We start from the raw sequence: 15242 nt of genomic DNA, 5'->3' as shown, positions 1-15242 counted from the left end.
TTTTTTGATAAAATAATGGCTCAGGCGGGATTTGAACCTGCGACCTTGGGCTTATGAGTCCCCTGCGCTAACCACTGCGCCACTGAGCCAAATCTAGTTCACGATTTACTATCGTAGCACGCTAAGGCGAACTATGTCTTCTTTTAAAACAACACTATTTCTAATAACTTCTAGTAAAAGTTATGAGTTTTGGTAATCATTCAAAACCCATAACTTCCGACCAGTCGTTACCGAGAAGCGCTGGACGCATCGTCGGGCAGAAAAGCCATTGGATTGATAGCACCCTGTCCGGCGGGATGGACTTCAAAGTGCAAGTGCGGCCCGGTACTAAAGCCCGTGCTGCCCATTTCGGAAATCTGTTCCCCTTGAGCGACTTTCTGACCCTTTTGCACCAAAATCCGGCTGTTGTGCGCATAGACAGTCTCAGTGCCGTCTGCATGGGTAATTTCCACCAGATACCCGTAGCCGCCGTCATTCCACTGAGCATAGGTAACCACCCCGTCAGATGCTGCCACAATTGGCGTGCCGATCGGCCCTGCAATATCAATTCCCTTGTGCATCCGTCCCCAGCGCCAACCGTAGCCAGAAGTCAGAACGCCCTTAGACGGCCAAATAAACCCGTTAGCCGACTGTTTGCCGTTAGGCAGATAAGTCTCAGGGCTCGAAAGCGGAGGCAGTTCTGGAGAAACCATGCGTCCCAAAGACGGGTTGCTTAGGGGATCGTAACCGTCGGCCCCCATAGGAGCAGTTGCTACCACAGGCCGCTGCTGAGCAGAGGTCGGCGTCAGGTTGATCGGTTGCAGTTCCGCTGCGCGAGCGGGGTCTAAACGCTCTTGCTGCTGCTTCTGAACCTGCTCAGACCAGGCTCTCGATGGCGGTCTGCTGATTTCATTCTGCACCGCCTCAGTATAGTCGGGGGTGTAGAGATATGGATTTACACTTGGCATATCCTCAGACGCGTTGACCGAGGGCCCGTCCGTTGGAGTCAGGGACACCGCATTGGCGCCGATCGAATTGCGCGAGGCACGATATTCCTCTCGCAGCCTGACAACTTCTGCCCTCAAGCGTTCGGAATAAGGGTTGAGAGCTTCTGCGGTAGGGAGAGCCTCCGAATTCGACTCTGGTAAAGCGCTAGTTGCATAGGCATTTGAAGCCTGGGCGCTAGTATTTGGCACGAAGCCGATCGGCTGCGGGTATTCTCCCGTAGCGATAGCGGTAGCAGTTGCACTGGCTGGCATTGGCAGGGCACTGGTATCAACTGCACCTGTAAAGGTTGGTTCGCCTTGAAGATCCAGCTTCCCGGGGTCGCTAATGGTTTGGGAAACTTGAGTTAGCGGAATGCTATTAATTTGGGGAACCATCGGCGCTGAAATATTGTTCAGACCTTCCAAGTTCGCCAGGGGAGAGACAACCGGCACTGTGGACGCGGGCGATCCAACGCCAGCACTGGCTATTTCCGGGGTAGACGAGCTGGGGTTCAAAGATGCGGGAACCGAAGCCGCAGACCATACAGATGTAGAGTTGGAGGCAGAATAAGAGGCTGCCGCCTGCACCGCTGGATTATTTAACCCAACTTGGGGAATTTTCAGCCGTTGATTGACGTTCAGCAAGTTGGGGTTGCCGAGCTTGTTGGCAGAGATCAGCTCTTTGGGTGATACGCCGTGACCTTTGGCGATCGCATCTAGCGTATCTCCCGGACGCACGCTGTAGAGTACCCCAGCCGGCGCGGCGGTACTTCCTGCAGGGGTGACGAGCACAGCCGAAGGCAAACTCGGTGTTGCCAGAGACTGTTCAATTGACTCGAATGCTCGATCGGGCGATGTTGCTTGACCGACCCCGGCATTGGGAATTACAGGTGTCGTCCCGAGATCGGGAATAGTTGTCTGAGTTGCAGAGCCGGGGGATGCCAGCGTCGGTGCTGACTCCGGCAAAGATGCCGCAGGTGTAGATAAATTTGCTCCCCCTTCATACCCTAACAGGGCCCGACCAGATTCTGTGGTGCGGTTTTCCTGTTTTTTCAAACTGTCGATCGCCCCGTCTGCGTTCGGGATGTCGATCGAACTTTGTTCCGGTACCGCCGTGACCAGCGGGGTCGCTGCGGTTGATGGCTGCGCTGTCAGGGCAGAACTATCCAACGGCTCGGAGCCAGCCAGATTTAACTTTTCTTCGGGATTGACCGCCGCTGCGCGCTCTAGCGAAGCCACGGCGGAGTCGGCGGCGTTCTGTTGTGGCGCGGCTCCCGGAGCCATAGGAATTGTCAGTTCTTGACCAACTTGGAGTAGGGTATCGGGTTTGATGTCGTTAGCAGTTGCTAGTGCCAACGGTTCAACTTCATAATCCCGAGACAGATCCCAAAGGCTTTGCCCCTGCTGCACATTAACCGTCACTGGGTCAGAAGGCGGTCCGGGCTGTTCGGCCCTGGAACCATCAACTTGTGCGGAGGTAGCGGGCCCGTTGGCCGAGACTGGCTGTACTTCAGCGGTGGATTCAGATGTCGGTGCGAGTTCAGACGCGCGAGCGCTGTCTCCATTTCTCGGTAGCAGAATGCCAGAAGCACCTACCGATATTGCCAGCCCGATCGTGGCGAGAGAGCGAACTCTGCCTGTGCTGAGCGTTGTCTGTTTGGACGGTTCCGCAGAACCGTCTTTGTCGATTTCACTAGCCTGAACAGGCTTGATTTGGGGATATGTTCGTTTCAAAAAAACGACCTCCTACTGAGAAGCGCTAACTGTCCTTGGAAACACTCAAGGGGATCGCATGACGCTGAATTTAAATCAACAAGCAAAAATATTCTGATTGTTGACAGCTATCATGCTTAGGCCAGATTACCTTGCTTTTTTAATTTAGACAAGCTCAAACCGTCAGAAATTTTGAAATTCTCGGTCAAACCTGCTGCAATTAACCCCAAAACCCTTACACTGCAATAGCTGGAACGAATACATAAAATCTTCGTTCCGGTAAGGCTCTGAACTCTTACCTATTATCCGACTTTATGCTAATTTCCGGACAGGCTACAACCGTATATTTACTAGATATAGTGTTCAGACCCAAGCTGGTGCTCGCTGACGCCCTAAATCGCTAAAATCCTCTGTTTTTGTTGCTGAATGATCTTGCGAGTAATTTGGTGTTGCTGATAACAATCTGTTTTTGAATGAATAAAATATATTAATCTCAGCTATCTAGATTTTCACTGCTTTGATACAAATTTCTTATATAAAAAACGAGATTTGGCAGCCTCCGGCAGCTATTAAATATCTATATATTTATGTGTTGATAATGATTTATCCCAGCTCGCCCAACTGTCGTTTAGCTTCAAATAAACCTACAGCGGCGCTGACGGAGAGGTTCAAACTCCTGACTCCAGGCTGGCTCATAGGAATAAAAACTGTGGCGTCACAGGCATCTAAGACGAATTGGGGAATGCCTACAGTTTCCGAGCCAAACATCAGCCAGTCGCTGACATGAAATTGGAATTGCGCGTAACTGTATCGCCCGCCAGTGCTGAATCCGATCGATCGTCCCCCGCGCTGCTGCCGACAGGCCAGAAAAGCCGCTAAGTCTTCGTGACAGTGGAGATTGACGTAAGGCCAGTAATCTAAGCCGGCCCGTTTCAGGTAGCGATCGCTAATTTCAAACCCCAGGGGGCCAACTAAATGCAGTTCCGTGCCTGTGGCAGCGCAAGTGCGGGCGATATTGCCAGTATTCGGGGGGATTTGCGGGTGAATCAAGACAAGTTGGGGCATGAAGCTAATTAAAAGCAGTAAATACAGGAAGTGGGAAATTTATAGAACTATCCAAAGGTAGATATACCTATAGCTTTTATTTATAACCTTTGTCGAGCTCCATTGATTAAATATTCTGATTGCTTTTTGGGCGTCGCTCTGCAACTTTTTTGCGAGGTTCCGGCTATTTGTATTATTGGCTGAGTACGCATAGCCAGGGGGCTAGTGAAAGCCCCCCTTATAATAACGGCGGGTACTTCACGCAACTAACTGGGCGCACAAGTTGTCTTCGAGCTCCCATTCTTGGTGAGCCATGCCATTAATCCCTTGCAGAATAATACTGCGGGTGTCCGAACCGCCCTCGTGCAGCTTCAACCACTGCTGGGCGGTGTTACCTTCCCGGAGAATCTTTTTGAGAGGCGAGAGAAAGCAGCTAAAGCCTCGTTTTTTGGCGATCGGCCAGACTTCTCGGTAAATTTCCTCAATCCAATCTCGTGCCAGAATAGTTCTGCCGTCTTGCCAGTGGGTGAGTTCGGCATCCAAACTTTGCCGGGATGCAGCAATTTCGTTGGCGTCTGTGAGGGCAACTAAGTCTTGGTTGCGGGTAGCCGCGGGTAAGGTGCTGAGTTCTAAGGGGTCTAAGCTGGGGTCTTCCATCATCTGCCAAATGCGAGCTTCTAGTAAGGCAGTGATCGCCAACAAAGCCAGAGGATTTACTTCGAGGTCGCAAATTCTCAGTTCCAGGCGGTTGAGACAGTAGGGTCGGCGATCGCCATTTGGGCGCACTGCAGACCACAAATGGCGGACGTTTTGCATGGTACCGAGTTCTAGCTGTTCTTCAGTCCACTGGATGTAATGTCTGTGACTTTCAAACAGGGGGACGATGGCGGGAGTTTTGGGAAACAAACCCCACCGAGTGGAATGATAGCCCGTGACTTCGCCGTCGAGGAAGGGGGAAGAGGCGCTCATGGCAAGGTAAAGCGGTGCTTCGACGCGGGCGAGGCGGATGGCGCGCATCAGCAGTTCTGGTTGGGAGATGCCGATGTTGATGTGAATGCTGGCGGTGACGACTTTGGTGCCGTAGGTTTGCTCGATGTAGGTGTGGTAGGGGTTGTTGGGATCGGATCTGTAAAATCGATCGCTCCCCCCGAGAGACAAGGTACTTCCCGGCAGCAAGGTATAGTCGCCCAATTGTTTGAGATACTCGCGCAGCCGGACTCGCGGCTTGACTAAGGCGCACAGCAGGCGATCGTAGCTGCACAGCGGGGCGGTCGTGTACTCCACATTGCGGCTATCAGGCTCCCGCACAAATCCCTCTAGATCGGCAACTATGCGATCGGAGAGACCGACCACCTCACCTTCGGGAGTGCCGGTATACATTTCTACTTCAAAGCCTTTTGATAGCAGCACGTTTGTTCCTCAGCTAAGTTGAGTGCTAGTTTCTAGTATCCCAAAAATTGACCTGTTCATACTATCTTCCACGAGGCATAGTTGAAATTTTTCGCGGCTGACACGGAAACCGAGTTTTTCGACGCCAGCAAATTTGAGCGTTTGTGTGTTACTTGCGATCGGTCTGCCGCGACAAATACTGCCATCGCAAAGAGTTTACGAGGCGGTTTTAGAGTCAGAAAGAGTTTTTGTGCGATCGCGGGCGTGTTTTATTCGGCATTCGCGATCGCCCTTATGGTGAAGAGAACACACCCCTGCCTCTGACAGAAGTGAGAAAGCACTGCCTACAGCCTTTTTTCTAGCTTCTGCCTGCTGCCTTCCCACTGTCTACTGCCTTTCTTCTAGCTTATTCCTTCTCCCCTCTTCCTTCTTTCCTCTTCCCTATTCCTTCTCCCGTCTTCCTTCTTGATTCGACAGCTCTTTTCTGCCTTGAGGGGGATAGCCACAGATATATCTTTAGTGCGATTCTAAAAGATCACTCTGCAATATTTTTTAGCTAATATTAACCCCTAAAAATCCCTGTGAAAGAGCAAGAAAGAACTCCTCCCAATTTTTGGAATATGCTAAGCAATTTAGTCTTAGTCCGGTTTTTGCTTTTATTTGCTACAGGTTGGGCTGGACTGCAACTTTTAGCTTACTTTGAAACTGCTGTCGCGGTTTTCACGATTGCTGCACTCGTGGCTTTTTTGCTCAACTATCCGGTGCGAACTCTCCAGAGATTTTTACCGCGAAGTTTAGCTGTCGCCTTCGTTGTCTTGCTCACCATTTTAGTTTTTGGCGGTCTCACCGTCACCGTAGGCGTCACTCTTTTATCTCAAGGGCAGCAATTAATTGACAGCATGACTGAATTTGTGAATGCTCTGGCGCCTCTGTCGGAGCGCATCGAAGCATTCCTACGTGCGAGAAACCTGCAAGTTAATCTGCGAGTTATTGAGGAACAACTGCGAAATCAAGCTTTGGCTGGAGTTGTTTCGAGTATTGCTTTTTTACAAGTATTTTTAACCAATTTATTGAATTTAATATTAATTATGGTGGTGGCTTCTTTCATGTTACTTGATGGAGAGAGGCTCTGGCTGTTGGTTCTCAAATTTATACCCCGACACCTGCACAGGCGTTTAAGTTTAACAATAGAGCGAAACTTTTTAGGATTTTTTCAGGCACAAATTCTCTTAATGTTATTTTTGACAACAGCAAGCTTTGTAATTTTCCTGCTGTTAGATGTGAGATTTCCTTTAATTTTAGCATTTATTATCGGATTGTTTGATTTAGTTCCGGGGATCGGAGCCACGCTGGGAATTAGCTTAGTGTGTTTTATTGTATTGTCTCAAAATGTGTGGCTAGCTTTAAAAGTCTTGGCAGCTTGCATTGTTTTGCAGCAAATTCAAGACAACTTTATTCATCCGAGACTCATGCAAAATTCGCTTAACCTCAATCCGGTAGTGGTGTTTTTTGCACTGTTAGTAGGCGCAAGATCGGCAGGACTTTTAGGCATATTTCTGGCTATTCCGCTAGCGGGAGTGATAGTTAGCTGGTTTGAAATTGAAGAAATGCAAGCGGAAGCTTAATTGATATAGCTATCCTTTTTATATCAAATCCGGCTTAAAAGCCAGGTTTTAACCAGCAGGCTAGAACCCCAATGCTTAAAAAACTATCCTTTGCGTAACGCCCAAGTAAAAGTAAAGAGAAAAAAGCAACGTAGGATGCACCGATCCCTGGGCACCTTACTGCGTAAATTCAATGAATAAATTGCAAGTCAGTAGGAAATCTTTCTTCTTCAGGTTCTGGATCGTAAATGTAATCGCAGTCAAAACGCAGAGATTGAGCGTGGAGGCTGATGGAAAATCCGCAGTAAGTAACCATTTCTGTAGTAAAAGTGGCCATGACTAACTCAATCAGTTTTTTGTAAGAAATGTTAGGCTGTTGAACGTAATAGGCGCGTCTGGCAAAAAATATTCTCTCATCTTTAGGTACAATTATGGCATTAATTTTGTGTGCGTGTTGAATCGGCTTGATATAGGTTTCAATAAACTGCGACTGATTTTTTTGCAGTCTCGCTAATCTTTCGTGTTGCAACCAAGTCATTTGAAACACGATTTTAATAAATTCAAAGCCCAAAATGTAGTTAAAAACATTATTGCGTTCTTCTGTACTCAAGACGAAGCGGAGTGCAGATTCTAAATATTGGTCAGTTTTTCGGCACGCTTGTTGAGCTGAGTGAATATAAAATTGTTTGATGTAGCTTCTTAAATCTGATTCGTTTAATTCTTTTTTGACTCTAAATCTGATTAAATACTCTTTGACTCGGTGTAGAGTATCTACATCTTCAAACATTTTTGAGACTAAACCGTCTGCTGTGTAATCATCTAAAAATTCTGCTTGCAAGTCGGGAGTAGATGCGCACAAGATGTAGCAGAGGGACAAGACATAGCGCCGCTGGTTCCAAGGCAAGCTTTGGGCCCACTCTTTAACTTCTAGAGGAAGTTTTTCCAGCATGATATCTGTGTGTCGGCGTTGAGCAAGGTCGGCACATCTATTTTTTTCTTGAATCATTGCCTGATACCTTTATCAGTAAGTAGACAGAGTACTATATCGCAGATGATGGAAGGGGGAAGCTGCGACCGAGGGTTACAAGTTATTCTGTCATATTTTATTGCCATCTATCTAAATATACATTCTGTAGGGAACAGGGGGCGTGATCTGTCTCACACTTTTGCAAATTTTAAATCACAAATGGTAATTCTTCGCATCACATTTTGGGTCAACGAGTGTCACGAATAAAACTAATTCACGTCACCCGAGCAACGGCGGGTTTGGTTGATGATTAAGAAGGGTGATTCATAACTCTTTGTTAGTAATGATTACTGAGGTTAATTATGAACTCGACTACAAGTATTTTTCCTAAAAATCAATGCCAACACTTAAGTTTTGGCGATCGCCTCGTCCAACCAGTGCGACAGTGGCTCGATCGCATTGCAGTGGGAGATCCGCAAGTAGCTCGGTGGTTGTGCCAACTTATACCAGCACAGTGTCCTTTTGAGAGAGATATCCAGCTATTGGGACATCATCTTTTCCACATACCGCCTATGTGCAAGCTGAATCCTGTGTATGAAGAATTAGTGGGGTTGCGTTTTCGGTCGCTCTCCTTTTTAGCTGACGTATGCGGGGAAGATGTAACGCCGTACTGCTGATTGAGGGGTGTCATACCTCGATCGCCATTGATGTGAATTGTGTACGGGGTGCGTGAAACTGCTAGTTGTGCGATCGCTAATTTAAGTCATTATCGTTGATAATAGCACTGGATGCCTCTCAATAGGAGCAGGCATCCATCGTCGCGGTTCAGCCCAAAATAATATCAAACGGTAACAGAAAAAACAATTATTATAAAAATAATTTAACAAGCTACTTTGGCACAGGAAAATGAATATGTTTAACGCAAATGAACTGCTAATTAAGGCTTTTGTAAATCGGCTGATTGAAGGCTACCGCCATACCTACGGCGGGTTCAAATATGACTATGCCGAGATTATTGCTTGGGTAGCAAGTATGGCTTTGGAAAATATTGCTAATAGCGATGCTCTTTACCACAATGTGGAACACACTATTTTAGTGACCTTGGTAGGACAGGAGATTCTGCGCGGCAAACACATCCGCGAGGGTGGTGTTTTATGTGAACATTGGCTGCATTTCCACATTGCTTTGCTGTGTCACGATATCGGGTATGTGAAGGGGGTTTGTCGGCAAGATCGAACTGATTTGAGACTGTATGCAACGGGGATAGAGGATTTGCAAGTGAAGCTACCTCCGGGGGCGACGGATGCGAGTTTGACTCGTTATCATGTCGATCGGGCAAAAATGTTTATTGACGAGCGTTTTGGCGGGCACAAACTGATTGATGCTGAGCTGGTTAAGCGTAATATTGAGCTGACTCGTTTCCCGGTTCCTGCGGATGAAGATTATCAAGATACTGCGAATTATCCGGGTTTAGTTCGCGCTGCTGATTTAATTGGTCAGTTGAGCGATCCGCGATATTTGCAAAAGATTGCTGCGCTGTTTTACGAGTTTGAAGAGACTGGGCAGAATCGGGTTTTGGGCTATCAGAATCCGGGGGAGTTGCGGGATGGTTATCCAAAGTTTTATTGGAATGTGGTTTATCGGTACGTGAAGGATGCGATCGGCTATTTGGAACTGACGCAGCACGGGAAACAAATTGTTGCTAATCTGAGCGCAAATGTTTTCCGGGTGGAGCATTCGGAGGTGCGAGAGTCTGCGGTGGCTGTAGTTAGCTAGGGTTTGGGCAGATGTGGGGCGATCGATCTTTTTTGGGATACGTAGGTCGCTCTAGCTAAACGTAAAATGTTCTTCTTTTAGATCCCCGCAGCTCTTAAAGAAGTCGGGGTTCTGCGTATCCTGTTTTTTTAGCCGTTGCTCACTTAAATCCTGTTGATATTGCAGTGCTAAATCTTCGATGAGTTCGACCATTGCGCGAACCATAGGCATTTTAGTGATAATTTCGCTCCAATACCACTGTCCGTTAGGATTGAGTTCGATAAAGTAGAGGGTGTCATCCTCGTCGCGAATGATACAGCAGATTGCAGGTTTATAGATGACAGTAACAGCATTTAGTAAACCAGTTTTTTAAATGTTGAGGATTTATTAAATCTAGTGCGACGGCAATTAAGGTATCAATCATTTTTGTGGTAGCTGGAGAAAACTTACGCAGAAAAGACTTAAGTTGTGACCACCATAATTCAATGGGATTAAAATCGGGAGAATACGGTGATAAGTTAATAATACTTGCACCAACTGCTTCAATCATAGGTGCAATAGAAGCCATTTTATCTGCTGGCAGATTATCCATTACTACTACCGCTCCTACCCAAAGTTCCGGCACTAAAAACTTTTCTATAAACACTTCAAATGCTTTGCCATCCATTGAGTCATTCATCGTCATTAGTGCCAACACTTTTTTAATACTAATAGCTCCAATTGCTGTGATTTTCGCACCCCGATAAAATGGTTTTAAATCAGATACTCTCGTACCGTGAGGTGAGCGAGCATAATTTCTAGTCAAACCGAGTAAAACCCCCATTTCATCAAGAAAAACCAGGTTCTCGGGAGCTATATTCTTCACGTTTTCCCAGTATTCTCCTCTTAATTTTTGCACCCGGTCTGTTGCCGCTTGACTACTGAGTAGTGTCTTTTTTTTTTGAGTTAGTCCCAGCCTTTTTAATTCTCGGCACATGGTACTAGGACTTACCCATTGCCCGTACATATTACCCCAATATTCACAATATTCTGACAACGTGCTATCTGGATATTTTTCTACCAGCTCACAGAGTTGGCTTGAGTATCTATTCAACTCACTTTTGAGACTTCCACCTTGACGGAGGGGTTGAATATCTCCTGTAATTTGTTTGCGTTTTAGTAGTCGCTCGACAAAAGATTTACTAACATCAAATCTAGCAGCTAGTTTTCTAATTGATGTGTTGCCCTGCTCGTAGGCTTTGACTACTTTTTCTCGAAGTTCGATTGGTAATGGTTTCATTACTGCTACTGCTATACTTATTTTAAGTGTACTCTATTTACCTGCAATCTGCTGTATCGAATGCACCAAAATTTAAACCAAACTTGTCAAACATTTGATGAAGTTTGTTGAGGCAGTCGATCGACCATTTGTCGAGAACGTAAACGAGTTTTTCCGGTTCGGTAACGCGCCCATCCAAAGTCACATCTGCATCATTGGTATTCGGCTCAGTGAAATCTGTGAGTCACCTCAAGAGTCGCCTGAATTTTTGCGGGGAAAGCAGCAGGCTAAAATAGAGGCGATTACTCGCTTGCAAGCAATAGGATTGAGCGATTAGCAAATCGCGCAATGCTTGGATATGACGCTAGAAGAGATTCGACAAGTCGATTTGACAGAAGAGAATATAAGTAGTCGGTAGGCTGTACGATGTCCATGTCAACCTCTGATATGATTCCGCTCAATTACTCGTAATAAACAGTCTTTGTAGTTAGGACTTTAGCCTTCAGATTATGAAGACTAAAGTCCTCACTACAAACCAATTTTATATACTACTGCATAGCAAGGGTAAAGGAATACAGCAATGAATACAGCAAGAAAGGAACGGGGAATGAGAGAAAAGGCTCTGGAAATTCCTAGGCAGCTTCTCCATATACTCGACAATCAAACAATCAGTCAAACTAACGGTTTGATAGTTGAAGATATCCCAAATTTGCCAGAGGAATTAAAGGAAGGTAAAAAGTACGATCGCAAAATTACTCTACCTTTTCTCTTTAACAGGCTGAGCCTGGTAGCGCAGGTTTTTGACGCTCTGGCTCTTTGATTGAGAATTACGCTAAATATTAACTCATCCACCTAATGCTTAAGGATGGGTCTGCCCTCTCTCTAAAGGAAGATTCCATTAAACGAGTAAATTCCGTATGATGCTGTAAAAGTCAGTCAGAGGAGAAAGCAATCTCCGACTCTAGCTCCGAATAACTGACCAATCTTACAATATAAAAAAATACATCTCATGACACCAGTCAGTCCCAATCAAACTTCCTCTCAATACGAAGTTAGCGAACCAGACAAAAAAATTGAGTCTCTGGTAGAAGAAGTTAAGCCAGAAAGCGAACTCGATTTAGAATTCCTCTACACCAGAGACATTGAATTCCGACAAGAAACAATTTATTTCCTTGTAGTCGATCGCTTTTACGACGGCGACCCCACAAATAACGAAGGCCCAAACCCAGAACTTTACGATCCAGAAGGCAAAGATTGGGGCAAATATTGGGGCGGCGACTTGCAGGGAGTTATCGACAAACTCGACTACTTAAAAGATATGGGTGTTACCGCAGTTTGGCTGACTCCGCTGTTCGAGCAAGTAGAAGCATTATTTGTCGAACAAGCTGCGATTCACGGCTACTGGACTAAAGATTTCAAGCGACTAAATCCTCGTTTTATTGCCAAAGGCGACAATCCTTCTGTCAACCAAACACAAGAAACCAAAGATACCGTATTTGACAAATTAGTATACGAGTTGCACCAGCGAAACATGAAACTCGTACTCGATATTGTCTGCAATCACAGCAACCCAGATTTTAGTGGCAAAAAAGGGGAACTCTACGACGACGGCGTAAAAATAGCTGACTTTAACGACGATAAAGATAACTGGTATCACCACTACGGCGAAGTCAGAAACTGGGAAGATGAATGGCAAGTCCAAAACTGCGAACTGTCCGGTTTAGCAACTTTCAACGAAAACAATATTGCCTACCGCAATTACATTAAATCAGCAATTAAACAATGGCTAGACAGAGGTGTTGATGCTTTGCGGGTTGATACAGTCAAGCATATGCCTATTTGGTTTTGGCAGGAATTTAATGCTGACATTTTAACACACAGACCTGATGTTTTCATTTTTGGCGAATGGATTTACAGCGACCCTAGAAACGATCGTTCTGTGGAATTTGTCAACGAGTCGGGGATGACTATTTTAGATTTTGGTCTGTGCGTGGCAATTCGAGAAGTATTGGGAAAGGGTGCTGAAGCGGGATTTAGCTTAGTCCAAGATGTACTGGATCTGGATTACCGCTACTACGGGGCGACGGAGTTGATTACTTTTATTGACAACCACGATATGCCGAGGTTTCAGTCGTTGAATCCCGATCCAGAAATGCTGCGGTTGGCGATAGGTTTAATTATGACGACTCGCGGCATTCCCTGCATTTATTACGGCACCGAACAGTATCTGCACGATGATACTGAAGGGGGAAATGACCCTTACAACCGCCCGATCATGGAAAAGTGGGATACTGAGTCGCCGATTTACCGAGATGTGCGGTTGCTGTCTGGATTGCGGCGGCTGAATCCAGCTATTTCGATGGGGAGTCAGTGGCAAAAATATCTAACTCCTGATGTTTATTGTTACGTGCGCCGCTATCGCGATTCTGTGGTGTTTGTAGCGATGAATCGCGGCAATTCTGTTACACTTGAAGAGGTTGATACTGAGCTGCCTGATGGAGAGCATACGGAGGTTTTATCGCGCCGCAAGTTTGAAGTTAAAGACGGGATGCTGTACAATTTAGAGTTGGGTGCGCGGGAAGTAATGATTTTTAGCCGCGTCGGAGAGCGAGTTAAGGCGACAACTATTGTGCGGGCGCAGCTTAACAGCGTTAAAACTCAGCCTGGGGAAAGAATTGTGGTGATTGGAGATTGTCCTGAATTGGGGAATTGGGATATTAGTAAGGGTTACCCGTTGGAGTATATCAATACTAATACTTGGTTTGGGGAAATTCCTTTTAATGAAAGTGCGGGGAAGTTGATTTCTTATAAGTATGCGCTGCTACGGGAAGGACAGTCGCCACTGCGAGAAAATCTGGTTTGTCGCCGCTGGGTTTTAGTATCGGAAGGGACTGTGAAATGGCGGGATAAGTGGGCGAGTGGACGCGAGTCGTGATTTTTAATCAACAGGCTTTCCGGCCTGTTTTACCAGTTTTTAATGAACAGGCAAGATGCCTGTTCCACAACCAAGTTTCTGTTTTGTGGAACGGGCATCCTGCCCGTTGCTGATATTACGAGTTTAAAGCGATCGCAGCTTCTGGGCCAAAACATCGACATAAGGTTCGCTGCTGTGCTGGTTCACAACCATTTCGTAGCCCCGCTGCGCTTGAGATTCAGCTTCTTGAGGATTTTTTAGCAAATGGACGATCGCCTCGCGCAAACCTGCTGCATCTCCCACATCTACAACTTTGGCAATATCCGGGGCCGCTAAATAATCGACCATACCTTGAGTCCGAGTAATGACAACGGGCCGCTTGCAGGCCATTGCTTCCAGCAAACCCTGCACTCCAGCAGCATATTTATTGTCGACCAAACAAACTGCTATTACGTCTGCATCGCGGTAAAGCTGCACTAAATCCGGCCATTCGTAGAACTTGCGGGACATATTTTCTGGCATAGTATCGGGGAAAGCTTGCGATAAAGCTTTGGCATCTTTAGAAAAACCGCTAATTTTTACGTCAACATCTAAGTCAGCAGTTGCTGCTGCTAAGAGTCGGTAGTCGCGCTTTTCTAATCCGACACTAACAACCGTTTGCCGCTTTTTCTCGCCAGAAACGGGGCCGGGTGTGAAAAACTGGGTGTCTGTCTGGTCTAGATGCACTAAAATCCGGGATTCAGGTAAAGCTAAATAACTGCGGAGGAAGTCAGTTTGAGGGCTGGCGCAAGCCATGAACACGTCAATTTTGTCAGCCAAACCAAATAGTTTCAGGGCGACGCGGCCGCGCAGCCGATCGATATTGTGGAAATGTACAACAATTTTCGGGCGATCGGGCAATTGACCGCAAACCGCCGCCATTGGAATCCCAATGTCCTCGCCGTTACAAAATATCACGTCGTCGCTGCTGACTTGCTCGGACAATTTGCGCGCGGCGGCCCAATGTTCGGGTTTAGAAGAAATTTTCGATCGCAGCTTGTCACTCAACGATATCGCTTCGCCATCCGGGGCGTGAACGGTGGCATTTAAGCTCTCTCTGAGGGCCCGCAGGACGTGGCGAGGGCATTTGCCGAGTTGTGCATCGCGGTCAATTCCATCTAGGTCTATTTTGCGACCTAATGCCAAATGGTATTTCAAACTATTCTCCTTATATTTATGCTGGTGCTGGCACAAATTATCTAACCTCAGAAGATTCTATCCTCTGCTGTTGAAAGTGCTGGTGCGATCGATCAATTTTAGATTTTAGATTTTAGATTTTAGATTTTAGATTTGACTCTACAGATGAATCTGGGGGGTTGTTGCTAATGTCTAAATTTTTGTGAGTTCCACCAATCCTGTCTGGGGCTTGTATCGCAACGGCGCTGGTCGATTTTAGATTTTAGATTTTAGATTTTAGATTTGACTCTACAGATAAATCTGGGGGTTCTCCCTAATGTGTGAATTTTTTTGAGTTCCACCAATCCTGTCTGGGGCTTGTATCGCAACGGCACTGGTCAATTTTAGATTTTAGATTTTAGATTTTAGATTTGACTCTACAGATAAATCTGGGGGTTCTCCCTAATGTGTGAATTTT

13 protein-coding genes and 1 tRNA gene are annotated in these 15242 nt (G+C 46.2%); 6 read left to right on the top strand and 8 right to left on the bottom strand.

From position 1 onward, the window contains the following. Positions 1 to 16: 16 nt before the first annotated feature. From QUA54_RS15755 to gshA, 4 genes are all read right to left on the bottom strand, one after another. A tRNA-Met gene (locus QUA54_RS15755) sits at positions 17 to 89 on the bottom strand. A gap of 138 nt (positions 90 to 227) precedes the next feature. Then, positions 228 to 2699 (bottom strand): peptidoglycan DD-metalloendopeptidase family protein, encoded by a 2472-nt coding sequence (locus tag QUA54_RS15750; RefSeq protein WP_333415364.1) that lies wholly within the window; start codon positions 2697 to 2699, stop codon positions 228 to 230. Positions 2700 to 3281: 582 nt separating this feature from the next. Further along, a complete protein-coding gene (locus QUA54_RS15745; protein ID WP_333415363.1) occupies positions 3282 to 3743 on the bottom strand; it encodes a tRNA (cytidine(34)-2'-O)-methyltransferase in 462 nt (153 codons plus the stop codon). A gap of 237 nt (positions 3744 to 3980) precedes the next feature. After that, complete coding sequence (gshA, locus tag QUA54_RS15740; protein WP_172186302.1) at positions 3981 to 5132, bottom strand: glutamate--cysteine ligase; 1152 nt, start codon at positions 5130 to 5132, stop codon at positions 3981 to 3983. 560 nt (positions 5133 to 5692) lie between these two features. Between gshA and QUA54_RS15735 the strand changes: the two genes are divergently transcribed. Continuing rightward, on the top strand, positions 5693 to 6736 hold the full coding sequence (locus tag QUA54_RS15735; protein WP_333415362.1) for an AI-2E family transporter: 1044 nt from the start codon (positions 5693 to 5695) through the stop codon (positions 6734 to 6736). Between the two features lie 169 nt (positions 6737 to 6905). On the opposite strand, the gene QUA54_RS15730 is transcribed toward QUA54_RS15735, so the two are convergent. Beyond that, positions 6906 to 7721 carry a cobyrinic acid a,c-diamide synthase gene (locus QUA54_RS15730; protein ID WP_172186304.1) on the bottom strand — a complete coding sequence of 272 codons (816 nt, stop codon included), beginning with the start codon at positions 7719 to 7721 and terminating at the stop codon, positions 6906 to 6908. A gap of 323 nt (positions 7722 to 8044) precedes the next feature. Here QUA54_RS15730 and QUA54_RS15725 point away from each other — a divergent pair, with 323 nt between their 5' ends. Then, positions 8045 to 8359, top strand: coding sequence for a Mo-dependent nitrogenase C-terminal domain-containing protein (locus QUA54_RS15725; protein WP_172186305.1), 315 nt, complete (start codon positions 8045 to 8047; stop codon positions 8357 to 8359). A gap of 235 nt (positions 8360 to 8594) precedes the next feature. Further along, positions 8595 to 9458, top strand: a complete 864-nt coding sequence (locus QUA54_RS15720; protein ID WP_333415361.1) for an Npun_R2479 family HD domain-containing metalloprotein — start codon at positions 8595 to 8597, stop codon at positions 9456 to 9458. Between the two features lie 51 nt (positions 9459 to 9509). Here the strand turns inward: QUA54_RS15720 and QUA54_RS15715 are convergent, their stop codons facing one another. Next, on the bottom strand, positions 9510 to 9668 hold the full coding sequence (locus tag QUA54_RS15715; RefSeq protein ID WP_333415360.1) for a hypothetical protein: 159 nt from the start codon (positions 9666 to 9668) through the stop codon (positions 9510 to 9512). A gap of 100 nt (positions 9669 to 9768) precedes the next feature. After that, on the bottom strand, positions 9769 to 10716 hold the full coding sequence (locus QUA54_RS15710; RefSeq protein ID WP_333415359.1) for an IS630 family transposase: 948 nt from the start codon (positions 10714 to 10716) through the stop codon (positions 9769 to 9771). Positions 10717 to 10813: 97 nt separating this feature from the next. Between QUA54_RS15710 and QUA54_RS15705 the strand changes: the two genes are divergently transcribed. From QUA54_RS15705 to QUA54_RS15695, 3 genes are all read left to right on the top strand, one after another. Next, entirely contained in the window at positions 10814 to 11032 is a 219-nt protein-coding gene (locus QUA54_RS15705; protein WP_333199167.1) for a hypothetical protein, read from the top strand. A gap of 243 nt (positions 11033 to 11275) precedes the next feature. Beyond that, positions 11276 to 11515, top strand: coding sequence for a hypothetical protein (locus QUA54_RS15700; protein ID WP_333415358.1), 240 nt, complete (start codon positions 11276 to 11278; stop codon positions 11513 to 11515). 189 nt (positions 11516 to 11704) lie between these two features. After that, positions 11705 to 13630: an alpha-amylase family glycosyl hydrolase gene (locus QUA54_RS15695; RefSeq protein WP_333415357.1), complete on the top strand. Its 1926-nt coding sequence runs from the start codon at positions 11705 to 11707 to the stop codon at positions 13628 to 13630. Between the two features lie 123 nt (positions 13631 to 13753). Here QUA54_RS15695 and QUA54_RS15690 read toward each other — a convergent pair whose 3' ends face one another. Continuing rightward, the gene (locus QUA54_RS15690) at positions 13754 to 14806 is read right to left on the bottom strand and encodes a glycosyltransferase (protein WP_172186310.1); all 1053 of its coding nucleotides are present in this window, start codon (positions 14804 to 14806) and stop codon (positions 13754 to 13756) included. Positions 14807 to 15242: the final 436 nt, after the last annotated feature.

Source organism: Microcoleus sp. MOSTC5 (assembly GCF_036701825.1).
Taxonomy (GTDB): Bacteria; Cyanobacteriota; Cyanobacteriia; order Cyanobacteriales; family Microcoleaceae; genus Microcoleus; species Microcoleus asticus.
This window is presented reverse-complemented; position numbering and strand designations above follow the sequence as displayed.